The sequence below is a fragment of the Streptomyces sp. NPDC101165 genome (assembly GCF_044768135.1).
Lineage (GTDB): Bacteria > Actinomycetota > Actinomycetes > Streptomycetales > Streptomycetaceae > Streptomyces.
Window position 1 is genome coordinate 145,230 of record NZ_JBIWPG010000009.1, and the last position, 21,846, is coordinate 167,075.

21 protein-coding genes are annotated in these 21,846 nt (G+C 70.7%); 10 read left to right on the forward strand and 11 right to left on the reverse strand.

Features of this window, described 5'->3' with window-relative positions:
* Positions 1 to 166: 166 nt before the first annotated feature.
* On the reverse strand, positions 167 to 646 hold the full coding sequence (locus ACIRVH_RS20710; protein ID WP_403955270.1) for a DUF1772 domain-containing protein: 480 nt from the start codon (positions 644 to 646) through the stop codon (positions 167 to 169).
* Between the two features lie 146 nt (positions 647 to 792).
* Positions 793 to 1,485, reverse strand: coding sequence for a DUF2293 domain-containing protein (locus ACIRVH_RS20715; protein ID WP_403955756.1), 693 nt, complete (start codon positions 1,483 to 1,485; stop codon positions 793 to 795).
* 513 nt (positions 1,486 to 1,998) lie between these two features.
* Here ACIRVH_RS20715 and ACIRVH_RS20720 point away from each other — a divergent pair.
* Positions 1,999 to 2,631 (forward strand): uridine kinase, encoded by a 633-nt coding sequence (locus ACIRVH_RS20720; protein ID WP_403955272.1) that lies wholly within the window; start codon positions 1,999 to 2,001, stop codon positions 2,629 to 2,631.
* Between the two features lie 84 nt (positions 2,632 to 2,715).
* Here the strand turns inward: ACIRVH_RS20720 and corA are convergent, their stop codons facing one another.
* Positions 2,716 to 3,843 carry a magnesium/cobalt transporter CorA gene (gene corA / locus ACIRVH_RS20725; protein WP_403955275.1) on the reverse strand — a complete coding sequence of 376 codons (1,128 nt, stop codon included), beginning with the start codon at positions 3,841 to 3,843 and terminating at the stop codon, positions 2,716 to 2,718.
* Between the two features lie 185 nt (positions 3,844 to 4,028).
* Between corA and ACIRVH_RS20730 the strand changes: the two genes are divergently transcribed.
* Positions 4,029 to 4,823 carry a methyltransferase domain-containing protein gene (locus ACIRVH_RS20730; RefSeq protein ID WP_403955277.1) on the forward strand — a complete coding sequence of 265 codons (795 nt, stop codon included), beginning with the start codon at positions 4,029 to 4,031 and terminating at the stop codon, positions 4,821 to 4,823.
* Between the two features lie 101 nt (positions 4,824 to 4,924).
* Here the strand turns inward: ACIRVH_RS20730 and ACIRVH_RS20735 are convergent, their stop codons facing one another.
* Positions 4,925 to 5,860, reverse strand: a complete 936-nt coding sequence (locus tag ACIRVH_RS20735; RefSeq protein ID WP_403955279.1) for a carbohydrate kinase family protein — start codon at positions 5,858 to 5,860, stop codon at positions 4,925 to 4,927.
* Positions 5,848 to 6,750, reverse strand: a complete 903-nt coding sequence (locus ACIRVH_RS20740) for a pseudouridine-5'-phosphate glycosidase (protein WP_403955758.1) — start codon at positions 6,748 to 6,750, stop codon at positions 5,848 to 5,850. Before ACIRVH_RS20740 ends, ACIRVH_RS20735 begins: the two co-directional genes overlap by 13 nt.
* A gap of 102 nt (positions 6,751 to 6,852) precedes the next feature.
* On the opposite strand from ACIRVH_RS20740, the gene ACIRVH_RS20745 reads away from it, so the two are divergent.
* The gene (locus tag ACIRVH_RS20745; protein ID WP_403955282.1) at positions 6,853 to 7,281 is read left to right on the forward strand and encodes a VOC family protein; all 429 of its coding nucleotides are present in this window, start codon (positions 6,853 to 6,855) and stop codon (positions 7,279 to 7,281) included.
* Between the two features lie 30 nt (positions 7,282 to 7,311).
* On the opposite strand, the gene ACIRVH_RS20750 is transcribed toward ACIRVH_RS20745, so the two are convergent.
* Both ACIRVH_RS20750 and ACIRVH_RS20755 read right to left on the reverse strand, forming a co-directional pair.
* Positions 7,312 to 7,866, reverse strand: a complete 555-nt coding sequence (locus ACIRVH_RS20750; protein WP_403955284.1) for a methylated-DNA--[protein]-cysteine S-methyltransferase — start codon at positions 7,864 to 7,866, stop codon at positions 7,312 to 7,314.
* A 53-nt stretch (positions 7,867 to 7,919) separates the two neighbouring features.
* Complete coding sequence (locus ACIRVH_RS20755) at positions 7,920 to 8,789, reverse strand: glycerophosphodiester phosphodiesterase (protein ID WP_403955287.1); 870 nt, start codon at positions 8,787 to 8,789, stop codon at positions 7,920 to 7,922.
* Positions 8,790 to 9,068: 279 nt separating this feature from the next.
* Here ACIRVH_RS20755 and ACIRVH_RS20760 point away from each other — a divergent pair, with 279 nt between their 5' ends.
* The 6 genes from ACIRVH_RS20760 to ACIRVH_RS20785 all read left to right on the forward strand — a co-directional run bounded on the left by ACIRVH_RS20760 (position 9,069) and on the right by ACIRVH_RS20785 (position 17,274).
* On the forward strand, positions 9,069 to 9,947 hold the full coding sequence (locus tag ACIRVH_RS20760; protein ID WP_403955288.1) for an MHYT domain-containing protein: 879 nt from the start codon (positions 9,069 to 9,071) through the stop codon (positions 9,945 to 9,947).
* Positions 9,948 to 9,987: 40 nt separating this feature from the next.
* Positions 9,988 to 12,135 carry an excinuclease ABC subunit UvrB gene (uvrB, locus tag ACIRVH_RS20765; RefSeq protein WP_403955290.1) on the forward strand — a complete coding sequence of 716 codons (2,148 nt, stop codon included), beginning with the start codon at positions 9,988 to 9,990 and terminating at the stop codon, positions 12,133 to 12,135.
* 156 nt (positions 12,136 to 12,291) lie between these two features.
* Positions 12,292 to 12,870: a TerD family protein gene (locus ACIRVH_RS20770; RefSeq protein WP_403955292.1), complete on the forward strand. Its 579-nt coding sequence runs from the start codon at positions 12,292 to 12,294 to the stop codon at positions 12,868 to 12,870.
* A gap of 47 nt (positions 12,871 to 12,917) precedes the next feature.
* The gene (locus tag ACIRVH_RS20775) at positions 12,918 to 14,792 is read left to right on the forward strand and encodes a TerD family protein (RefSeq protein ID WP_403955294.1); all 1,875 of its coding nucleotides are present in this window, start codon (positions 12,918 to 12,920) and stop codon (positions 14,790 to 14,792) included.
* Between the two features lie 223 nt (positions 14,793 to 15,015).
* Positions 15,016 to 16,017 carry a TerC/Alx family metal homeostasis membrane protein gene (locus ACIRVH_RS20780; RefSeq protein WP_403955296.1) on the forward strand — a complete coding sequence of 334 codons (1,002 nt, stop codon included), beginning with the start codon at positions 15,016 to 15,018 and terminating at the stop codon, positions 16,015 to 16,017.
* 156 nt (positions 16,018 to 16,173) lie between these two features.
* Positions 16,174 to 17,274 (forward strand): calcium:proton antiporter, encoded by a 1,101-nt coding sequence (locus tag ACIRVH_RS20785; RefSeq protein ID WP_403955299.1) that lies wholly within the window; start codon positions 16,174 to 16,176, stop codon positions 17,272 to 17,274.
* Between the two features lie 14 nt (positions 17,275 to 17,288).
* On the opposite strand, the gene ACIRVH_RS20790 is transcribed toward ACIRVH_RS20785, so the two are convergent.
* Complete coding sequence (locus ACIRVH_RS20790) at positions 17,289 to 18,560, reverse strand: MFS transporter (RefSeq protein ID WP_403955302.1); 1,272 nt, start codon at positions 18,558 to 18,560, stop codon at positions 17,289 to 17,291.
* 208 nt (positions 18,561 to 18,768) lie between these two features.
* On the opposite strand from ACIRVH_RS20790, the gene aroQ reads away from it, so the two are divergent.
* The gene (aroQ, locus tag ACIRVH_RS20795; protein WP_403955305.1) at positions 18,769 to 19,242 is read left to right on the forward strand and encodes a type II 3-dehydroquinate dehydratase; all 474 of its coding nucleotides are present in this window, start codon (positions 18,769 to 18,771) and stop codon (positions 19,240 to 19,242) included.
* Between the two features lie 12 nt (positions 19,243 to 19,254).
* Here the strand turns inward: aroQ and ACIRVH_RS20800 are convergent, their stop codons facing one another.
* Genes ACIRVH_RS20800 through ACIRVH_RS20810 form a run of 3 tightly spaced genes read right to left on the reverse strand, consistent with a single transcriptional unit; the run spans position 19,255 to position 21,832 of the window.
* Positions 19,255 to 20,022, reverse strand: coding sequence for an amino acid ABC transporter ATP-binding protein (locus tag ACIRVH_RS20800; RefSeq protein WP_403955307.1), 768 nt, complete (start codon positions 20,020 to 20,022; stop codon positions 19,255 to 19,257).
* Complete coding sequence (locus ACIRVH_RS20805) at positions 20,019 to 20,960, reverse strand: amino acid ABC transporter permease (RefSeq protein ID WP_403955309.1); 942 nt, start codon at positions 20,958 to 20,960, stop codon at positions 20,019 to 20,021. The genes ACIRVH_RS20800 and ACIRVH_RS20805 overlap by 4 nt, the downstream gene beginning before the upstream one ends.
* Complete coding sequence (locus tag ACIRVH_RS20810; protein ID WP_403955312.1) at positions 20,957 to 21,832, reverse strand: ABC transporter substrate-binding protein; 876 nt, start codon at positions 21,830 to 21,832, stop codon at positions 20,957 to 20,959. Before ACIRVH_RS20810 ends, ACIRVH_RS20805 begins: the two co-directional genes overlap by 4 nt.
* Positions 21,833 to 21,846: the final 14 nt, after the last annotated feature.

The following is a 21,846-nucleotide window of genomic DNA, read 5'->3' on the forward strand; positions in this document are numbered from 1 at the left end:
GCGTACCGGAGGTACTCGATGTACGACGGGCCGTGCGTCATCGGGCGGCACTCTTTCGGCCACGATACGTCCACCCCGACACTCACGCAGAGTGGCGGACAGCGCTTTCTGAAGGGATTCCCTCGGCGCCCGGCCCGCCGGCTCCCCGATCCCGCACAGGGGAGGCTCAGGCGAGGGCCAGCACGTACACGACGGCGGCCGCGGCGGAGGCGACCGTGCGGACGTGGTTCCAGAACGTCCACTCGCGCACGTACTGCGGCCAGTACGCCGTGGCCTCGGGGCTGCCCGGGGCCATTCGGGCCAGCCTGTCGTTGCGGGGCACGTTCGCGACCATGGTCAGCCCGAAGGAGCCGAACAGGTACAGCGCGCTGCCCAGCAGCAGCTCCACCTTCCCGTCGTCCGGCCACACCACGAACGTCACCACCGCGGTTGTCGCACACAGCACCGCCGAGCCGATGAACACCAGCATGAAGGCGGGCCGCACGGCGGCCACGTTGATCGCCCTCATCGCGGCGACGCCCTGCGCCGGAGGCAGCGCGGCCAGCCCGCGCATCACGAAGGTCGAGAACCCGCAGAACACCCCGGCCACCAGCCCGGTCCCCAGCACACCGAGCACGGCCAGCACGAAGAACGGCCCATCGATCACGGTCACACCCCACTTCGAGCTCGTCCCGAGCCGAGACCCGGCTTCAGTGCTCCCTTCCAGTGAAGGGGCAGGGCGCCGAGGCGACCATGGCCGAGGGACGCGGGGGCATACGCGAGCGTCCAGCCCCCGCCCTGCCGCCGGCGTCCTCAGCCGACGTCGGCCTCCGCTGCCCACCCCCGCAGCACGCTCTCCACGGCCGCGGCGATCCGCCGCCGCGCCTCGAACCTCGACGCCCCACTCATCAGCAGCTGGTCGTACGGCGTGTCCACATGCCGTACGGCCGCCACGACCGCCGAGATCACCGCCCCCTCCGACAACGCCCGCCCGGCCGCACCGCGCCCGACCCGCCCGCTGCCCCGCACCGACGCGTGCGCCGCGATCGCCCGGGCCCGCTCGGCAGGGCACCCCGGAAACAGCCGCAGGATCTCCGCCGCGAACGCCGCCACGAACTGCTCGTCCTCGGCCGCCCTGCGCCGGGCGTCCCGGGCCCGACGCCGACGCCGCACCTCCCCGTCCGCCAGGCACCGCGCCTCGGCCCGGGCCAGCGCCGCCTCCTCCACGAGAACGCCCTGCCGCTCGTATCGACTCCGGCGCCGGTTGAACCGCACGACCACCACCGACAGCGTGCTCTCCTCCCTCGCCCGGCGGGTCAGCGCGGTGTCGCCGCGCGGCAGGAACACCAGGTGCCCCAGGTCGGCGCAGTGCAGGCAGCGCGGCGCCCCGTCCTCCAGCACGAGCAGCGAGAGCGGCCCGCGCCGGCACCCCGCGCAGCGCTTGCTCCGCAGCGGCTGGACGGCGACAAGTCCACTGGGGACCCGGGGAGTTGAAGAAGGTGCCATACGCGCTTCTTTCCCCGTCTCCGCCCACCGCTCCCACACCCGACCTGCCGCACCCACACCTCCCTCCCGGAAGCCGAACACCGACACCCGCGCCCGGTGCCGCACCGGCGTGGCGACCTCCTCCACCCCGGCCACCACGAGGTCCGCGTACGACGGCCAGGACTCACCGCCCGAGCCCGGCTCTCCGCCCACCCGCGTCACCGGCCGGTCCGCACCCCGCCGTGCTCCACGTGCCCAGCGGGCGTGAGCATCGCCCGGCCGGCTGTCCCGCCACCGCGTTCCGGCAACTGTCGGAGTTCGGTGGTGTGCGCCGGCGCCGCCCCTGGGCGTGGGGCCGGTCGACTGTCCCGGTGGCCGTCGTCCGCCCTGCCGCCTCGCCTCCGGGTTTCGGCATCCGTCGGCGACCGGGGTGGTGTGGGCCGGCGACCTGGGTCTGGGGTCGGACGGCGGTCCCAGTGGCCGTCGCCGTCCCTGCCGACCCCGCCCGCCGGCCCCTCCCGGCATCATGGGGCTGTGCGACTCGAAGCGATCACCTGGGACCGGCTCGCCGAGCTGCTCGCCGACCGGCTGCTCGAGCTGGAACCGGCGGACGGGGGTGCCTGGCCGCGCGTCGGCTTCGACGGGGCGCCGGCCGCCCGTCCGGTGGACCTCGCCGAGCGAGTCGCCGAGGCGCTGCGCGTACGCGGTCGGCCGTCACTCGTCGTCGGCGCCGAGGGCTTTCTGCGCCCTGCGTCTCTCCGTCTGGAACACGGGCGACGGGACGCGGAGTCGTACTACGGCGGCTGGTTCGACACGGGTGCGCTGTGGCGCGAGGTCTTCGGCCCACTCGACCCCGGTGGCAGCGGCCGCGTCCTGCCCGACCTGTGGGACCCGGTCACCGACCGTGCCACCCGCAGCCCGTACGTCCAACTCCCGCCCGGCGGGATCCTGTTGCTCCACGGCCCCCTTCTCCTGCGGCACTGGTTCCCCTTCGACCTGACCGTCCACGTCCTCCTCTCCCAGGGCGCCCTGCGCCGCCGTACCCCGGAGGCCGACCACTGGACGCTCCCCGCCTTCGAGCGTTACGAGGGCGAGACCGACCCGGCCGGCACCGCCGACGTCCTCGTGCGCGCCGACGATCCTCGCCACCCTGCCTGGAGCGGCTGATCCCAGCGGTCTGTCCAACCGACGAGGTCCGCGTGATCATCGAGGTCGTCCCGCGGAAGGTCGTGGCCTTCTCGGCGTGAGAGGTCACAGCCAGCCGTTGCGCCTGAAACCCCGGTAGAGGACGAGACAGGCCGCCGCCATCACGCCCATCACGAGCGGATAGCCGAACCGCCAGTGCAGCTCCGGCATGTGGTCGAAGTTCATGCCGTAAACCCCGCACACCATCGTCGGTACGGCGATCACCGCGGCCCAGGCCGTGATCTTCCGCATGTCCTCGTTCTGCGCGACCGTCACCTGTGCGAGATGCGCCTGCAGGATGGAGTTGAGCAGTTCGTCGAACGCGGCTATCTGCTCCTTGGCCCGCATCAGGTGGTCGAACACGTCCCGGAAGTACGCCTGTATCTCCGGGTCGATCACCCGGATCGGCCGGGTCGCCAGATCCTCCACCGGGCGACCCAACGGCACCACCGCCCGCTTCAGCTCGAGGAGTTCACGCTTCAGCTGGTAGATGCGCCCCGGGTCGGCCCGTGCGCCGTTCTCCGAGAACACGTCCGTCTCGACCTGGTCGATGTCGGCCTGCACCGCGTCCGTGACGGTCAGATAGTCGTCCACGACGTGGTCGGCGATCGCGTGCAGCACCGCCGCCGGCCCCTTGGCGAGCTGCCGCGGATCCGCCTCCAACTCCTCGCGCAGCGGGCCGAGTGAGCCGTGCCGCCCGTGCCGTACCGTGATGACGAAGTCCTCGCCGACGAACACCATGATCTCGCCGGTGTCGACCACCTCGCTCGTCGCCGTCAGCTGCTCGTGCTCCACGTAGCAGACGGTCTTGAACACGGCGAAGAGCGTTTCCCCGTACCGCTCCAGCTTCGGGCGCTGATGGGCCTCCACCGCGTCCTCCACCGCCAGCGGGTGCAGGTCGAACAGCTCGGCGATGCCCGCGAACTCGCTGTCCGTCGGCTCGTGCAGCCCCAGCCAGACGAACCCCTCGCGACTCTTGCGCACCATCTCCACGGCATGCACCAGGTCGGTGCACCCCGGCACCCGGGTGCCGTCCTGGTACGTCACGCAGTTCACCACGGAGGAACCCAGCGGTGACCGGGCGGGGTGGCTCAGGTCCACGCGCGGCCGCCGCCGGGCCAGCCGCGCCACCTTGCGCAGGCTGCCGACCCTGCCCAGCCCCGTGACCTTCCGCAGATTCCCTGCCATGGACATCTGGATCTCCTCGCGTGGATCTCCTCGCACAACGCCTTCGCGCCTTGCCCGGCAAGTGTGCCAGCCCGGTGCAAAGTGCGGGTAAGCCTGTGGGAACAGTCCGTTCCGCTTTGTTCCCGCCTGTGGACGGAGCGTCGGCCGGTGCAATCGGTTCGGGCCAACCGGGCGACTGGGATGATCGCGCTATGACGCCATCCGACGGGTATCTCCTGAACAACCGGCAGAACGAGGCGGGGGAACGCTTCGACGCCTTCGCCTCCCTCTTCGATCCGGTGACGTTCCGGCACCTCGAAGGACTCGGGATCGGGCCCGGCCGGCGCTGCTGGGAGGTAGGGGCCGGCGGCACCTCCGTGGTGTCCTGGCTCGCCCAGCGGGTCGGACCCACCGGCCAGGTCGTGGCGACCGACATCGACACCACGCGGCTCGCCGCCGCGGCCCGCCCTCCGGTCGAGGTCCGCGTCCACGACGTGGGTACGGAGGAGCCGCCGGGGGACGGCTTCGATCTGGTGCACGCCCGGCTGGTCCTCGTCCATGTCCCGGACCGGGAAAGGGCGTTGCGCTCCATGATCAGTGCACTGCGGCCCGGCGGAATGCTGCTGATCGAGGATGCCGACCCGGCTCTTCAACCCCTGATCTGCCCCGACGAGCACGGCCCCGAGCAGCGGCTCGCCAACCGCCTGCGGCAGGGCTTCCGCAAACTGCTCGCCGACCGCGGTGCCGACCTGTCGTACGGCCGCAAGCTCCCGCGTCTGCTCCGTGAGGCCGGGTTGCACGACGTGGCTGCCGACGCGTACTTTCCCGTCACCTCGCCCGCCTGCACAGCCCTGGAGTCCGCCACGGTCCGCCAGATCCGCGGCCGGCTCGTCGCCGCCGGCCTTGCCACCGACGAGGACATCGACCGCCACCTGGCCAATGTGGAGGCGGGCGGCATGGACCTGGCCACCGCACCGATGATCTCCACTTGGGGACGTAAGGGCTGATCTCTGACATGACGTAAGGGCTGATCACTGACATATGGGTCAGAAACTGATGTCCGAGTCATAAGGTGCCTTCTTGGTCAGGTCGGCCAGAAGGCACCCCACTAGCCGCCGTTGCCCCGGTGCGGTGGCCTGCCGCCCACCCGTTCCACCGCTCGTGCTCCCGCCCGGCAACCCTGTGCCGCCGCCTCCTCCGGATCCGCGCCCGCGAGCAGGGCGGCCAGGAACCCTCCGGTGAAGGCGTCGCCGGCGCCCGTGGTGTCCAGCGGGTTCGCCGACACGGCCGGAACCCGAGCGACCACGGCCCCGGAACGGGCCACCAGCGCCCCGGCCACACCCGACTTGGCCACCACCAGCGGGACGAGCCGGCTCAACTTGGCCGCCGCGTCCGCCGGTTCGGGCAGTCCGGTCAGCAGACACGCCTCGTCCCGGCTGGGCAGCAGGACGTCCAGCCCCTCCGCGAACGCCAGGAAACGGTCCACGCCGAAGTCCATCAGGAAGCCCGCCGACGCCGGGTCCAGACTGACCGGCACCCCACGCCCGCGTGCTGCGGCGAGGGCCACTGCGGCGAGCGCCCGGCTCGGCTCGGAGAACAACAGATAGCCGGACAGGTGCAGCCGGGCGACCCCGTCGAGCAATGCGTCGGACCAGTCGGCGGGTTCGAGCCGCAGGGACGCCCCGCTGTCCGTGAGAAATGTGCGCTCGGCCGAGGCGCCGGTGTCGACGAGGCAGATCACCGTCCCGGTCGTCGCCTCCCGGTCGACCACCAGCCGGGGCTGCACCCCGGCCGCCATCAGCTCCCGCTCGTGCCACTCCACCGCGTCCGCGCCCACCCGCCCGAGCAGCCGTACGTCCGCACAGCCGGCATGGGCCGCCCAGCAGGCCACGTTGGCGCCCGCGCCGCCCGGCAGGGTCCGGATCGCGGCGGCCGTGTCGGTGCCGGTCGCGAGCGGCCCCCGGTGCCGGGCGACGACATCGGTGACGACGTCCCCGACGACCAGCAGCGCCCCGTCCCCGGGTGCGGGCACTACCTGGTCCACGCCGTTGCGACCCGCGCCGCCAGCCGTACATTGCCGCGCACCGCCGCCAGGTTGGCGTCCAGCGAGGCCCCGTCCGTGTGCCGGACCAGGAAGTCGAGCAGGAACGGCGTGACCGCCTGGCCGGTGACACCCTCCTCGTCGCAGGCGCGCAGCGCGTCGGCGAGCACGCGCGCGTGCAGCCCCGGATCGAGCTGCTGCTCCTCCGGGACGGGGTTGGCGACGATCAGCGCCGACTCCGGCGCGTCCAGCGCGTCCTGCGCCCGCATGACCTCGGCGACCTCTTCCGGACTCTGCAGCGTCCAGTCGACCGGATGCCCGGAGTCGGACAGATAGAACCCGGGGAACCGGTCGGTGCGGTACCCGGCGACGGCCACGCCCAGCGTCTCCAGTCGCTGCAGGGTCGCCGGCACGTCGAGGATCGACTTCACGCCCGCGCACACCACCGTGATCCGGGTCCGTGCCAGCAGGCCCAGGTCGGCCGACTCGTCCTGGGTCACCGTCCATTCCCGGTGCACACCGCCCAGCCCGCCCGTGGCGAACACCCGGACGCCCGCCAGAGCCGCCAGTTGCGCCGTCGCCGACACGGTCGTCGCTCCGCTCGCCCCCGCCGCCACGGCCAGCGGCAGGTCTCGGTGGCCCAGCTTGCGGATGCGGTCCTCGTTCGCGACCCGCTCCAGCTGCTCCTTGTCCAGGCCGACGTGCGGGCGCCCGTCCAGGACGGCGACGGTCGCGGGGACGGCGCCCTCCTGCCGCACCACGTGCTCCAGCTCCAGCGCCACCTGGAGATTGCGCGGACGCGGCAGCCCGTGCGCGATGATCGTGGACTCCAGGGCCACCACCGGCCGCCGCGCGTCGAGCGCTTCCCGGACTTCTTCCGACACCACCAGCACCACGTGCCCGCCTCCTGTCAGTCGGTCCTTCCTCATCTCTGGCGGGCGCCACATCCCGCTAAACGCTTGCCGTCTGTGGGGGACACCACCAGCCTGGACCGCATGACTGACCACACCACGCGTCTCGACCACGTCGTCCTGTGGGTGGCCGATCCGGTCGCTGCCGCAGGTTTCTACGAGAACGCCGTCGGCCTGGAGCCGCTGAAGGTCGCCGAGTACACCGAGGGAAAGGTGTCGTTCGTCTCCGTACGCGTCAACGAGGAGACGATCCTGGACCTCGCGCCGCACAGCCTCGTGGAGCGCATGAACATGCTTCCCGGCTCCGTCGAGAGCGCGGGCCATCCCGTCAACCACGTCTGCCTGGCCCTGTCGTCCGCCGGCTTCGACACCCTGCGCGCCCGCCTGGCCGAACACGACGTCCCGATGTCCGACATCGGCCACGACTCCTCCGGCGCCCGTGGGAACGCCACGCGGAACTTCTACTTCCGGGACCCGGACGGCAACGTCTTCGAGGCCCGGCACTACGCGTAACCGTAGTCGGGGCGTGCGGACCCGCCGCCGTCAGAACAGCGGCTCGGGCAGCACGCCCTCCAGGGCGAGCAGCTTCCGCTTGGTCTCCAGACCTCCACCGAAGCCGCCGATGCCGCCGTCGCTCTCCACCACCCGGTGGCACGGCACGACGACCGGCAGCGGATTGGCGCCCATCGCCGCACCCACCGCCTGCGCCCCGCCCGGCTGCCCGACCCGGCCGGCCAGATCGCCGTACCCCACCACCGTGCCGTACGGGACCCCGGAGGCCAGCTCGCGCAGCACCTGCCGGTTGAAGCCCGAGATGAGCGACCAGTCCAGGGGCAGGTCGAAGTCGTGACGCTCGCCCGCGAAGTACGCCTGGAGCTGCCGTATCGCCTCGGTCAGCAGCGGCGAGTCCGGGTCCTCTACAGGGGCGGTGCCCAGCCGGGCCGCCAGTCGCTCCAGGGTCCGCTCGCGCACGACGTCCGTGGCGTGGAAGACCACGTTGACCAGTCCCTCGCGGGTCGCCGCCAGCATCAGCGGGCCGATGCCGCTGCCCACGACGGCCCACACGACCCGCTGCTCGTCCTGCCCATGGCTGTCCATGCGCCAACCGTACGACCCGCCACTGACAACGCCCGCCGCACTACGGTCCCGGCTCAGCCCGTGCTCAGCGCCGTCCGGACCACGTCGGGCTTGTTGCTGATGAGCCCGTCGACGCCGTAGCCCGCTGCCTTCCAGGCGGTGGCCGCGTCGTCCACCGTCCAGGCGAACACCCCGAGCCGCCTGCCGTGCGGCCCGGTGACGGCATGCACCGCGGAGACGTACTGGGCGGAGATCGACCCGTACGAGGGATTGATCAGGTCGCTGAAACGCGCGTACTGGCGCAGCTGCGCCACGGGCGGTGTGCCGAGGTAGGCGATGGTGAGCGCCGGCTTCAGCTTGTGCACGGTACGCACACTGTCCGCGTCGAAACTCTGCACGATCAGCCGCCCGAGGTGCCGCCGGTCCAGCCAGCCCTCCTCGCCGAGCAGCCGCACGGTCTGCTGCTCGATGCCGGGGTACAGCTCCGGGTTCTTGACCTCCAGGAGCAGCTTCTCGTGGTTGTGCTCGACCCGGCGCATGTACTGCTTCAGGGTGGGCACCCGCGTGCCCGCGTACGCGGGGGAGAACCAGTTGCCCGCGTCCAGCCGGGCGATCTCGGCGGCGGTGAAGTCCTTCACCTTCCAGGGCGCCCGGCCCGGGAAGACGTCCTCGACGTTCGTGGTGCGCTGCAGGCTGTCGTCGTGGATGACGACCAGTTGGCCGTCCTTGGTGCGCTGGACGTCGTTCTCTACCCAGGAGAAGCCCAGCTGTGCGGCCTTGTCGATGGAGGCCAGGGTGTTCTCGGGAGCGTAGGCGGAGGCGCCGCGGTGGGCGATCAGCGTGGGCTCGCCGACCTCGCCCGCCAGGGCGTCGGAGGTGGGGCTCAGCAGGGCTGCCGTCCCCAGGATCGCGGTTGCCGTGGCGGCGACTGCGCGCGCGTACATGCGGACTCCTCGCGTCGAGCGATTACCGACAGCATCAGCTTGACAGCAGAGAGTCAACGGCACGCGAGTGCAGGACGCCCACACGATGAACGGCGTCGCCCAAGTCCGCTCACGAGTGCCGCACAAGTGGGGCAAGGGCGTGTTTCTTTGCCGGAAAATCGTTCGACCATTCCGGTGCGGGTCATACTCTCTGCGTCAACCCTGACCGCCGGCGCGGTCCTGGGACGGGGGCGCATTTCAGGAATTCCGGGACGCAACAGGGCGGAAGGGCAGCCGCGCATGCAGGGCACGGTCGACGGATTCAGCTACGGGGTCGTCACCCCGTTGGTGGCCTTTCTGATGGCCTGCCTCGGTGGCGCCCTCGGCCTGCGCTGCACCACCCGATCCCTGCTGGTCACGCACTCCTGGCGGCCCGCCTGGCTGGCGCTCGGCTCGGCCGCGATCGGCTCCGGCATATGGACCATGCACTTCGTCGCCATGATGGGTTTCACCATCGAAGAGACGCCGATCCACTACGACAAGCCGATCACCTACGCGAGCCTCGGCCTCGCCATCGTCATGGTGGGCGTCGGGATCTTCATCGTCGGGTACCGGGGCGCCACCGGCGCCGCACTGTTCACCGGCGGCACGATCACCGGTCTGGGTGTCGCCTCGATGCACTACCTCGGCATGGCGGGCATGCACTTCGACGGGCGGTTCTCGTACAACACGCTCACCGTCGCCGCCTCCGTCGCCATAGCGGTCGTGGCCGCCACGGCCGCCCTGTGGGCGGCCGGACGTGTGCGGGGCTTCCTGTGGAGCGTCGGGGCCAGCATGGTGATGGGCCTCGCCGTCACCGGCATGCACTACACCGGTATGGCCGCCCTCGACGTCCACCTCCACAACACCCCCGGCTCCGCCACCAGCGGTTCACCGACCACGGTGCTCGCACCGATGCTGATCGGCCCGCTCGCCTTCCTGCTCCTCGCCGGCGTCGTCGTGATGTTCGACCCGCTGATGGTGATGGGCAGGCCCACCCGGCGGGACGTCGAGGACAAGCCGGGCGTCCCGGCCGCCGCCGTGCCCTCCCACCAGCACCGCGCCCCGGCGCTCCACGCCGGCCACCGGCCGGTCCACGACTCCCGGCACCACGGCTCCCGCACCCCGCAGAACCGCTGACCGGGACCCGTTGTCAGTGCGGGGTCGTACGGTGGATCCCATGCGGCCCGTTTCCCACATCGAACGCACGGTGGCGCCCTTCGAGGTCGTCAGCCCGTACCAGCCCAGCGGAGACCAGCCGGCGGCCATCGCCGAGCTGGCCAAGCGCATCGAGGCCGGTGAGAAGGACGTCGTCCTGCTCGGCGCGACCGGCACCGGCAAGTCCGCCACCACCGCGTGGATGATCGAGAAGCTCCAGCGCCCCACCCTCGTGATGGCGCCGAACAAGACGCTGGCCGCCCAGCTGGCCAACGAGTTCCGCGAGCTCCTCCCGAACAACGCGGTCGAGTACTTCGTCTCGTACTACGACTACTACCAGCCCGAGGCCTACGTCCCGCAGTCGGACACCTACATCGAGAAGGACTCCTCGATCAACGAGGAGGTCGAGCGCCTGCGCCACTCGGCGACGAACTCGCTGCTCACCCGCCGCGACGTCATCGTGGTCGCCTCGGTGTCCTGCATCTACGGCCTCGGTACTCCGCAGGAGTACGTGGACCGAATGGTCCCCCTCCGGGTCGGCGACGAGATGGACCGCGACGAACTGCTGCGCCGCTTCGTCGACATCCAGTACACGCGCAACGACATGGCCTTCAGCCGCGGCACCTTCCGGGTCCGCGGCGACACCATCGAGATCTTCCCGGTCTACGAGGAGCTGGCCGTCCGCATCGAGATGTTCGGCGACGAGATCGAGGCGCTGTCCACGCTGCACCCGCTCACCGGCGAGATCATCAGCGACGACCAGCAGTTGTACGTCTTCCCCGCCTCCCACTACGTCGCCGGCCCCGAGCGCATGGAGCGGGCCGTCAACGACATCGAGAAGGAGCTGGGGGAGCGCCTGTCCGAGCTGGAGAAGCAGGGCAAGCTGCTGGAGGCCCAGCGCCTGCGGATGCGCACCACGTACGACATCGAGATGCTCCGCCAGATCGGCAGCTGCTCCGGCGTGGAGAACTACTCGATGCACTTCGACGGCCGCGCGCCCGGCTCCCCGCCCAACACCCTGCTGGACTACTTCCCGGACGACTTCCTGCTCGTCATCGACGAGTCGCACGTCACCGTCCCGCAGATCGGCGCCATGTACGAGGGCGACGCCTCCCGTAAGCGGACCCTGGTCGAGCACGGATTCCGGCTGCCCTCCGCCCTGGACAACCGCCCCCTGAAGTGGGAGGAGTTCCAGAAGCGCATCGGCCAGACGGTCTATCTGTCGGCGACCCCGGGCACCTACGAACTGTCCCGCGGCGACGGCGTCGTCGAGCAGATCATCCGCCCCACCGGCCTCGTCGACCCGGAGGTCGTGGTCAAGCCCACCGAGGGGCAGATCGACGATCTGGTGCACGAGATCCGCCGGCGCACCGAGAAGGACGAGCGCGTCCTCGTCACCACGCTCACCAAGAAGATGGCCGAGGACCTCACGGACTACTTCCTGGAGCTCGGCATCCAGGTGCGCTATCTGCACAGCGACGTCGACACCCTGCGCCGCGTCGAGCTGCTGCGCGAGCTGCGCTCCGGCGAGTTCGACGTCCTGGTCGGCATCAACCTGCTCCGTGAGGGTCTCGACCTGCCCGAGGTGTCCCTGGTGGCGATCCTCGACGCGGACAAGGAGGGCTTCCTGCGCTCCGGCACCTCGCTGATCCAGACCATCGGCCGCGCGGCGCGCAACGTCTCCGGCCAGGTCCACATGTACGCCGACAAGATCACCCCGGCGATGGAGAAGGCCATCGATGAGACCAACCGCCGCCGGGAGAAGCAGGTCGCCTACAACAAGGCCAACGGCATCGACCCGCAGCCGCTGCGCAAGAAGATCAACGACATCGTCGCGCAGATCGCCCGCGAGGAGGTCGACACCGAACAGCTGCTCGGCTCCGGCTACCGCAAGCAGAAGGACGGCAAGGCCGCCAAGGCCCCTGTCCCGTCGCTCGGCGACAAGGCGGCCAAGGGTGCGAAGGGCGGCAAGGCCGCCAAGAGCAAGGCGGGGGCCGCAGTGCCCACGGACCGCCCGGCGGCCGAACTCGCCGAGCAGATCGAGGAGATGACGGAGCGCATGCGCGCGGCCGCCGCCGAGCTGCAGTTCGAGATCGCCGCCCGGCTGCGCGACGAGGTCTCCGAGATGAAGAAGGAACTGCGCCAGATGCGGGAGGCGGGCCTCGCCTGACCCTCGTGACCCTGCCGGACCTCGGCATACGCGCCTCGTGTTGCAACACCGACACAAAGCGCGAGCCGGGGTTCGGCACTGTCAGTGCCCCTGCGTAGGGTTCTGGACAGCCGCCCACTGTGCGGCAACAGGGGACCATCGAGAGGGGAATCAGCCGTGACCGTCAACTTGACCAAGGGTCAGGCCATCAGCCTGGAGAAGAAGGACGGGGCCACCCTGACCGCGGTCCGCATGGGTCTCGGCTGGCAGGCGGCGAAGCGGCGCGGGCTGTTCGGCTCGCGCACTCGCGAGATCGACCTGGACGCCTCCGCGGTTCTCTTCGCCGAGAAGGAGCCGGTCGACGTCGTCTTCTTCCGCCACCTGGTGAGCGACGACGGCTCCGTGCGCCACACCGGCGACAACCTCGTCGGCGGCGTCGGCCAGGGCGGTGACGACGAGGCCATCCTCGTGGACCTGCAGCGCGTCCCGGTCCACGTCGACCAGATCGTCTTCACCGTGAACTCCTTCACGGGCCAGACCTTCCAGGAGGTGGAGAACGCGTTCTGCCGCCTCGTGGACGAGACCAACGGCCAGGAGTTGGCCCGATACACACTGGCGGGCGGTGGCGAGTACACCGCCCAGATCATGGCCAAGGTGCAGCGCGTGGGCGCGGGTTGGACGATGACCGCCCTGGGCGAGCCGGCCAGGGGCCGCACCTTCCAGGACCTGATGCCGGAGATCCGGTCGTACCTGTAGGACCGCCCGACGCGGCGCACGACAACACGACACAGGGGGCGACGGCGATGACGGCCGAGCTGGTGCGGGGACAGAATCACCCGCTGTCGCAGGTCCGGCTGGAGATCCGGATCTCTGCCGGGGTGCCGGTCCTGGCGGGAGCCACGCTCGGCGACGAGCACGGCACCGTGCACGGCGCCGAGTGGGTCGCCCACCCCGGCGCCCCCACGCTGCCCGGGATCGAGGTCTCAGGGCAGGCCGCCGCCGACCACCGGCTCGCCGTCGACCTGGCCGCCCTGCCCGAGGCGGTCCATCGCGTCACCGTGCTGCTGGCCCTGCCCACGCAGCCGGGAGGCGCGCTCCGGTTCGGTGCGGTCGCCGCACCGCGTACTGCGGTCACCGGTCTCGACGGCGCCGAGATCGTCCGCTTCGCCCTCACCGGCCTGGACGCCGAGTCGGCCGTCGTCGCCCTGGAGCTGTACCGCCGGCAGGAGGCCTGGAAGGTCCGCGCGGTCGGCCAGGGCTACGCCGGTGGTCTCGCCGCACTCTTCACCGACCAGGGCCTGCCCCAGCCCGGAGCACTCGCGGCGGGTATCCAGGAAGCGGTGTCCCGAAGCCTCGCCCGCGCAATACCGGTGCCACAGCCTCAGGACACCGCCGGCTCTTCGGCACCACGGCCGACACAGCCGTACGACGCGCACGATGCGCGGGGCGCGCACGATGCTCGGACATCGGGCGGGCCGATCGACTACACCCACCCCGGCCGCCGTACCCCCGCAGCCCCGCCGCCCCCCGTCCCGGACGGGCAGCCTGCCCAGCCCGTGGCCGGTGATGCGGTGGGCTGGTCGATGGAGGAGCGGCTGTACAACCAGGTCTGGGGCATGTTCGAGGACCTGGCCCGCACCACGGCCGCGTACCGCAGCGCCGTCGACTTCGCCGGTGCCCGGCTGGAGAAGGAACTCGACCAGGTCCTCGCCGATCCGCGCAGCCGGCTGGGCGCGGCGGGCCGGACCACGCGCGAGGCGGCCCACGCCCGGCACTCCCAGCTGGTCGATCAGGCACGGGCTGTGTTCGACCGGGACCTCGCCCAGCTCACGGCCGAGTCCGAGGTCGTCGAGCCCGCGCTGCCGCCGGCGTACGCCCGATGGGACAACCCCGTCTGGCACGGCTACCGCGTGCCGGACGAGCCGCCGATGGCCGTGCGGCTCGGCGATCTCCATCTGCCCGAGAGCGTGCCGCTGCGCATTCCCATGCTGGTCAGGCTGCCGCTGGAGCGGGGGCTGTGGATCGACAGCGGCCCGGTCGAAGGACCCGATGACACCTTCCTGGACCCCGCTGAGGCGCGTCGGCTGGCCATGGATGCCGCGGTGGCGCTCGCGGTCCGGCTGCTCGCCGTCCACCCGGTGGGGGAGTTCGCCGTGCAGGTCCTCGACCCGGCCGGTGCCGGGGCCCAGGCGCTTCTGCCGTTGACACGGGCGGGGGCTGTGGCGGTGCCGCCTACGAGTGGCGCGGCGGGCGTGGCGGACATGCTGGGACGGCTCACCCGCCGTGTCGACCTGACACAGATGGCGGTGCGCGGCGGCGCGGCCGAAGCGCTGCCACCCGACGTCGACACCGCCCAGCAGCTGCTGATCGTCAACGACTTCCCGCACGGCTTCGACGACCGGGCGGTGACCCAGCTGCGCTATCTCGCCGACGAGGGCCCGGCCGTCGGCGTGCATCTGCTGATGGTCGCGGACCGTGCGGACTCCGAGTCCTACGGCCCGTTGCTCGACCCGCTGTGGCGTTCGCTGATGCGACTCACCCCCGTACCCGACGATCATCTCGCCGACCCCTGGGTCGGCCACGCCTGGACCTACGAGCCCTCGCTCGTGCCGCCCGGCAGCGGGATCCTCCAGCAGGTGCTCACCGAGGTGACGGAGGACCGTACCAAGCATCGGTAAAGGACCGCTGAGCAGCGAACTTGCTTCTTTCTTTACTAATGACTTTACCTTTCCTTGGTGATTGGGGTACTGTCTTCCCAGCGGAGGGGAGTACTCCTGACTGCGACGCACCCGTCAGTACGGATCGATGTGGATCCCGGGGCGTCGGCCCATCGAGGGTGGAAGAGACCTCCGGCAGCGACAGCGCTGACAGTGTTTGCCGTTACGAAATGCCGGAGGTGCAGTGGAAGTCTCCGTGACCCTGTGGGTCCTGACCATCGTGGGTCTCGCCGCCCTGATCGCGGTCGATTTCTTCATCGGGCGCAAGCCCCATGACGTGTCGATCAAGGAAGCCGGTATCTGGACCGCCGTCTGGATCGCCCTGGCCGGGCTCTTCGGCCTCGGTCTGCTCGTCTTCGGCGGTGGCCGGCCCGCCGGCGAGTTCTTCGCGGGCTTCATCACCGAGAAGTCGCTGAGCGTCGACAACCTCTTCGTCTTCGTCCTGATCATGGCGAAGTTCGCGGTGCCCTCGCAGTACCAGCAGCGGGTCCTGCTCGTCGGCGTCCTCATAGCCCTGGTCCTGCGGGCCGCTTTCATCGCGGCCGGAGCCGCGATCATCGCCAGCTTCTCCTGGGTCTTCTTCCTCTTCGGCGCCTTCCTGATCTGGACCGCCTGGAAGCTCGTCCAGGAGGCCCGTGCCGACGAGGAGGACGAGGAGTACGAGGAGAACAAGCTGCTGAAGGCCGCGGAGCGCCGGTTCGGCGTGGCCGACCGTTACCACGGCACCAAGCTCTGGATCCAGGAGAACGGCAAGCGGGTCATGACCCCGATGCTGGTCGTGATGCTCGCCATCGGCACCACCGACGTGCTGTTCGCGCTGGACTCCATCCCCGCGATCTTCGGCCTGACCCAGGACCCGTACATCGTCTTCACCGCCAACGCCTTCGCCCTGATGGGGCTGCGCCAGCTGTACTTCCTCATCGGCGGCCTGCTCAAGAAGCTGGTCCACCTGTCGTACGGACTGTCGATCATCCTCGGCTTCATCGGCGTCAAGCTGGTGCTGCACGCGCTGCACGAGTCCGGGGTCCACGTCCCCGAGATCAGCATCCCGGTCTCGCTCGGCGTGATCTGTGCGGTCCTCGCCGTCACCACCATCACCAGCCTCATGGCCACCAGAAAGCAGGCGGCCGCCGAGGCGGTGCACGGCGAGAGCGAGGGTGCCGCGAAGGACAGCGTCGACGCCTGACGGCAGAGGCTGACGCCGGACGGCACGGGGCGCCAGAACCATCGATCGACCTGCGGGGTGCCAGCCGTATCGGCACTGGTGCCCGCACCGAAAGGATGACCAGGGATCCGAAAAGAACGGAATGCGAACCCTGTGCGTGTCTGCCACGATCGCTTCATGATCACTCGGCTCAGGTCGCTCACCACCCAGTGGACGCTCCTCGTGCCGGTGCTCGCGGTCGTCCTCCTGATCTTCACCTGGGGCCGTGAACTGCCCGGCGCGGTCGTCGCGCTGGTGACCCTGGTCCTCGCGGGGTCCGTCCTCGCGGCGGTGCACCACGCCGAGGTGGTCGCCCACCGTGTCGGTGAACCCTTCGGCTCCCTGGTGCTCGCCGTCGCCGTCACCGTCATCGAGGTGGCCCTGATCGTCACCCTCATGGCCGACGGCGGCGACAAGAGTGCCACCCTGGCCCGGGACACCGTCTTCGCCGCCGTGATGATCACCTGCAACGGCATCGTCGGACTCTGTCTCCTCGTCGCCTCCCTGCGCCACGGGACCGCGGTCTTCAACCCCGAGGGCACCGGCGCCGCCCTGGCGACCGTCGCGACGCTGGCCACGCTCAGCCTGGTGCTGCCGACCTTCACCACCAGCAAGCCCGGCCCAGAGTTCTCCACCGTGCAGCTGACGTTCGCCGCGCTGTCCTCACTGATCCTCTACGGCCTGTTCGTGGCCACCCAGACCGTGCGGCACCGCGACTACTTCCTGCCGATCACCCGGCAGGGCGAGGTCATCACCGGCGACGACCACGCCGTGCCCCCCTCCGCGCGCGCGGCCTGGACCAGCCTCGGCCTGCTCGGCCTCGCCCTGATCGGCGTGGTGGGCCTGGCCAAGGGTGTGTCGCCCGCCATCGAGTCCGGCGTGGAGGCGGCCGGCCTCAACCAAGCGGTCGTCGGCGTGATCATCGCCCTGCTCGTGCTGCTGCCCGAGACGATCGCCGCGCTGCGCTCCGCCCGGCGTGACCGCGTGCAGACCAGCCTCAACCTCGCCCTCGGCTCGGCCATGGCCAGCATCGGCCTGACCATCCCCGCCGTCGCCCTCGCCTCCGTCTGGCTGTCCGGACCGCTCGTCCTCGGTCTCGGATCGAAGGACATGCTGCTGCTCGCGCTGACCGTGATCGTCAGTTCCCTGACGGTGGTGCCGGGCCGGGCCACACCCCTGCAGGGTGGCGTGCACCTGGTGGTGTTCGCGGCCTACCTGGAGCTGGCGATCAACCCGTAGCGCGGCTGTCCCGGTCAGCCCGCGACCGGCTCCACCGCCGGCACGGGCACGGGCCGCGTCTCCGGAAGCAGCGCGAAGCAGGCCAGGCTCAGCAGGGCGATGCCCGTCAGATACAAGCCCACGCCCCACGGAACGCGCCCGCCGTTTTCCGCCAGGGCCGTGGCGACGATCGGGGTGAGCGCGCCGCCCAGGACCCCGCCCAGGTTGTAACCGACCGCGGCCCCCGTGCAGCGCACCCGCGCCTCGTACAGCTCCGGCAGATATGCGGCGATCACCGAGAACATGATGACGAAGGCGATCAGCGCGCCCAGGATGCCGAGGAACATCAGCAGCGGCTCGCCCGTCGCCAGCAGGGCGACCATCGGCAGCATCCACAGGGCGCATGCCGTGCACCCCACCAGGCACATCGGCCGGCGTCCGTAGCGGTCGCCCAGCAGCGCCATCAGGGGCGTGAGCGCGCCCTTCACCACCACGGCGGCCATGACACACGTCAGCATGACGGTGCGGCTCACCCCGAGCCGCTCGGTCGCGTACGCCAGCGACCACGTCGTCACCGCGTAGAACACGGCGTACCCGACGGCCAGCGCCCCGGCCGTCAGCAGCACCAGCCGCCCGTGGTGCCGTACGACCTCGACGAGCGGCACGCGCGCGTGGTCGTCGATCTCCAGGAACCCGGGCGTCTCGGCGAGCGACGAGCGCAGCCACAGCCCGGCCAGAGCCAGCACACCGGCCGCCCAGAACGGAACCCGCCAGCCCCACTGCGCGAACTGCGCGTCGGACAGCGCCGCCGACAGCGCGAGCATCACCCCGTTGGCGAGCACGAAGCCGAACGCGGGCCCCACCTGGGGGAAGCTCGACCACAGGGCGCGCCGTTCCGCGGGCGCGTGCTCGGCGGTCAGCAGCACCGCCCCGCCCCACTCACCGCCGAGCCCGAGCCCTTGGAGGAAGCGCAGGACGAGCAGCAGCACGGGGGCGGCCATGCCGATGGACCCGTACGTCGGCACGCACCCGACCGCGACCGTTGAAGCGCCGGTCAGCAGCAGGGAGATGACGAGCACCGGCCGCCGTCCGCGCCGGTCGCCGAGGTGCCCGAACAGCACCGAGCCCAGCGGCCGGGCCACGAACCCCACCCCGAACGTCACGAACGCCGCCAGCGTCCCCGCCACGGGCGAGAACGTCGGGAAGAACAGGGGGCCCAGGACCAAGGCCGCCGCTGTCCCGTAGACGAAGAAGTCGTAGAACTCGATCGCGGTCCCGGCGAGCGAGGCGGCCGCGAGCCGCGGCATGGAAGGGGCCCTTACGGCCCGTACATCGTGCACACTGCGTCAACTACCCACCGTGATCAAGGGTTACGGGGGCGCGCGGAGGTGATCAACAAGCCGCGGCGCGCGCCGAGGCGGCCGGAGCGGGCGCCCCTCGCCCGCGCCACGTGCCGTGATAGACCGGGTTCGAGCGAGCGGTCGCAGAAGCCGCCCCGAACGGACCGGAGGAACCGTGCCCCGCACCCTGGCCAACGCCCCGATCATGATCCTCAACGGGCCCAACCTGAACCTCCTCGGCCAGCGCCAGCCCGAGATCTACGGCAAGGACACGCTCGCCGACGTCGAGGCGATGTGCGCCAAGGCGGCGGCGGCACACGGCGGCACGGTGGACTTCCGGCAGTCCAACCACGAGGGCGAGCTGGTCGACTGGATCCACGAGGCGCGGCTCACCCACTGCGGGATCGTCATCAACCCCGGCGCCTACTCGCACACCTCGGTCGCGATCCTGGACGCGCTCAACACCTGCGACGGCCTGCCCGTGCTGGAGGTGCACATCTCCAACATCCACCAGCGCGAGTCGTTTCGGCACCACTCGTACGTCTCGCTGCGCGCCGACGGCGTGATCGCGGGCTGCGGCGTGCAGGGCTACGTGTTCGGCGTGGAGCGGGTCGCCGCCCTGGTGGAGGCGGCGCAGGCCGACGCGTAGCCTCCGCCGGCCCTACAGGCGACCGGACTCCACGATCCGCCGCAGGAAGCGTCGCGTGCGCTCCTGCTGCGGTTCGCCGAAGACCTGCTCGGCCGTGCCGCGCTCCAGCACGACCCCTCCGTCCAGAAAACAAACCTGGTCGGCGACGTCCCGGGCGAAGCCCATCTCGTGCGTCGCCAGCACCATGGTCATGCCCTCGTCCTTCAGACCACGGACCACTTCCAGGACCTCGCCGACGAGTTCGGGGTCCAGAGCGGCGGTGATCTCGTCGAGCAGCAGCAGCCGGGGCCGTGCGGCGAGGGCCCGTACGATCGCCACACGCTGCTGCTGGCCGCCGCTCAGCCGATCCGGGTAGGCAGCCGCCTTGTCGCCCAGTCCGAGGCGCTCCAGCAGTTCCCTGGCCCGCTCCTCGGCCTCCGCGCGAGAGGCGCCGTGCACCCGGCGCGGGGCGAGCGTGATGTTGTCCAGCACGGTCATGTGCGGGAAGAGGTTGTACGCCTGGAAGACCACGCCGATACGGCGGCGTACCGCGTCCTGGTCGACGCGCGGGTCGGTGATCTCCTCGCCGTCCAGCCAGATCGCGCCGTCGTCGACCTCCTCCAGGAGGTTGGCGCAGCGCAGCAGCGTGGACTTGCCCGAGCCAGAGGCGCCGATCAGCGCTGTCACCGTGTGCGGGGCGACCTCCAGGTCGACGTCCCGCAGTACGACGGAACTCCCGAAGGTCTTGCGGACGGACTCCATCCGCAGCACCGGGGAGCCCTCCTGGGGTGCCGTACTCATATCGATCCTCCCTGGGCCCGCTGCCGGTCCGTCCTGGCCGTCACCCAGTCCGTGAAACGCGTCATCGGGATGGTCAGCGCGACGAAGACCAGGCCCGCGACGATGTACGGCGTGTAGTTGAGGCTGCGGCCCACGATGATGTCGGCGGCCCGTACGGCGTCCACCGCGCCGCCGATCGACACCAGGCCGGTGTCCTTCTGCAGCGACACCAGGTCGTTGAGCAGCGGTGGCACCTGACGGCGCACCGCCTGGGGCAGCACGACGTAGCGCAGGGCCTGCCGGTTGGTGAGGCCCAGCGAACGGGCCGCGGCGCGCTGCGAGGGGTGGATCGACTCGATGCCGGCCCGGAACACCTCGGCCACGTACGCCGAGTACGTCAGCGTCAGCGCCGTACCGCCGAGCAGCACCGGATCCACCGTCACGCCCTGCAGCCGCAGCGCGGGCACGCCCAGCACCACGATCATCAAGTTGATGATGAGCGGCAGACCGCGGAAGAAGTCCGTGTACGCCGCCGCCAGCACACGCAGCGGGAAGAACACCGGGCCGCGCAGGGTGCGGGCCACGGCGATGAGCATGCCGAGGACCAGTACGGCGGCACCACAGATGATCAGGAGGCGGACGTTCAGCCACAATCCTTCGAGGACCTTGGGGAACGCCTCGCGCGCGTACTGCGCGCTGAAGAACGTCTCCTTGGTGCGCGGCCAGCCCGGCGCGTTGACGACGACCAGGTAGAGCACGACGGCCGTGACCAGGGTGGAGAGCGCCGCGACGGCCGTGGCGCGGCGGGCCCGCGCCCGCTTGTGGCGCTCGCGCTCCAGCCGCCGCTCGGAGGGCACGTAGCCGTCATCGGCGCCGGGCACCGCGCCCCCGGCGCCACCGGTCATGTCACCCTTGTCGTCCGCCCCCTCCGCCGCGGACTCACCCTTGGTGACCGTCACTTGAGCACCGGAGCGTCGACGGCGTCGGAGAGCCACTGCTTCTCGACGCGCGCCAGTGTGCCGTCCTTGCGCAGCGCGTCGACGGCGCCGGTCACGCACGAGGTCAGCGCGCTGCCCTTGTCGAGCACGAGCCCGAACTGCTCGGGCGTGCCGCCCTGGTTCTCGAACTGGCCGACGATCTTCGCGTTCGGCACCTCGGCCGCGGTGATGTAGAAGGCGGTCGGCAGGTCCGTGACGACGGCGTCGACCTGACCGTTCTTCAACGCGGACTTGGCCTGGTCGTTCTTCGCGTACACGGCGGCCTGCTGCTTCGGCTTCACCACGTCGGTGATGTAGTCGAGGCTCGTGGTGCCCACCTGGGCGCCCAGCTTGAGGTTCTTCAGGTCCGCGACGCTCGTCGCCTCGGCGGCCTTGCTGCCCTTGAGCGCGATGACGGCCTGACGCACGTCGTAGTAACCGGAGGAGAAGTCCACGGCCTTCTTGCGCTCCGTGCTGATCGACACCTGGTTGATGTCGAAGTCGAAGGTCTTCACGCCGGGCGCGAACGCCTTGTTGAAGGGCACGCTCTGCCAGACCACGGCGCTCTTGTCGTAGCCCAGCTGCTGCGCCACGGCGTAGGCCACCGCCGACTCGAAGCCCTTGCCGTTCGCGGGCTTGTCGTCCTTGAACCACGGCTCGTACGCGGGCTCGTCCGTCGCGATCGTCAGCTTTCCGGACGTCTTGGTGGCCAACTTGCCCTTGGCGCAGCTCTTCTCGGCGGACCCGGACGACGCCTTGTCCTCCGGCTGCGGAGCACAGCCGACAGCGGTGGCGAGCAGGGCTATGGTGGCGGCGGCTACCGCGCGGCGCAGTGCGCGAGGGGCAGGGTGCATGGCGGGAGATTGGC

What these genes read in the sequence shown, in the direction of transcription:
- ACIRVH_RS20715 (WP_403955756.1), bottom strand. Translation starts at nt 1,485, where the DNA reads ATGGCACCTTCTTCAACTCCCCGGGTCCCCAGTGGACTTGTCGCCGTC.
- corA (WP_403955275.1), bottom strand. Translation starts at nt 3,843, where the DNA reads ATGTCCATGGCAGGGAATCTGCGGAAGGTCACGGGGCTGGGCAGGGTC.
- ACIRVH_RS20730 (WP_403955277.1), top strand. Translation starts at nt 4,029, where the DNA reads ATGACGCCATCCGACGGGTATCTCCTGAACAACCGGCAGAACGAGGCG.
- ACIRVH_RS20745 (WP_403955282.1), top strand. Translation starts at nt 6,853, where the DNA reads ATGACTGACCACACCACGCGTCTCGACCACGTCGTCCTGTGGGTGGCC.
- ACIRVH_RS20750 (WP_403955284.1), bottom strand. Translation starts at nt 7,866, where the DNA reads ATGGACAGCCATGGGCAGGACGAGCAGCGGGTCGTGTGGGCCGTCGTG.
- ACIRVH_RS20755 (WP_403955287.1), bottom strand. Translation starts at nt 8,789, where the DNA reads ATGTACGCGCGCGCAGTCGCCGCCACGGCAACCGCGATCCTGGGGACG.
- ACIRVH_RS20760 (WP_403955288.1), top strand. Translation starts at nt 9,069, where the DNA reads ATGCAGGGCACGGTCGACGGATTCAGCTACGGGGTCGTCACCCCGTTG.
- uvrB (WP_403955290.1), top strand. Translation starts at nt 9,988, where the DNA reads ATGCGGCCCGTTTCCCACATCGAACGCACGGTGGCGCCCTTCGAGGTC.
- ACIRVH_RS20775 (WP_403955294.1), top strand. Translation starts at nt 12,918, where the DNA reads ATGACGGCCGAGCTGGTGCGGGGACAGAATCACCCGCTGTCGCAGGTC.
- ACIRVH_RS20785 (WP_403955299.1), top strand. Translation starts at nt 16,174, where the DNA reads ATGATCACTCGGCTCAGGTCGCTCACCACCCAGTGGACGCTCCTCGTG.
- ACIRVH_RS20790 (WP_403955302.1), bottom strand. Translation starts at nt 18,560, where the DNA reads ATGCCGCGGCTCGCGGCCGCCTCGCTCGCCGGGACCGCGATCGAGTTC.
- ACIRVH_RS20800 (WP_403955307.1), bottom strand. Translation starts at nt 20,022, where the DNA reads ATGAGTACGGCACCCCAGGAGGGCTCCCCGGTGCTGCGGATGGAGTCC.
- ACIRVH_RS20810 (WP_403955312.1), bottom strand. Translation starts at nt 21,832, where the DNA reads ATGCACCCTGCCCCTCGCGCACTGCGCCGCGCGGTAGCCGCCGCCACC.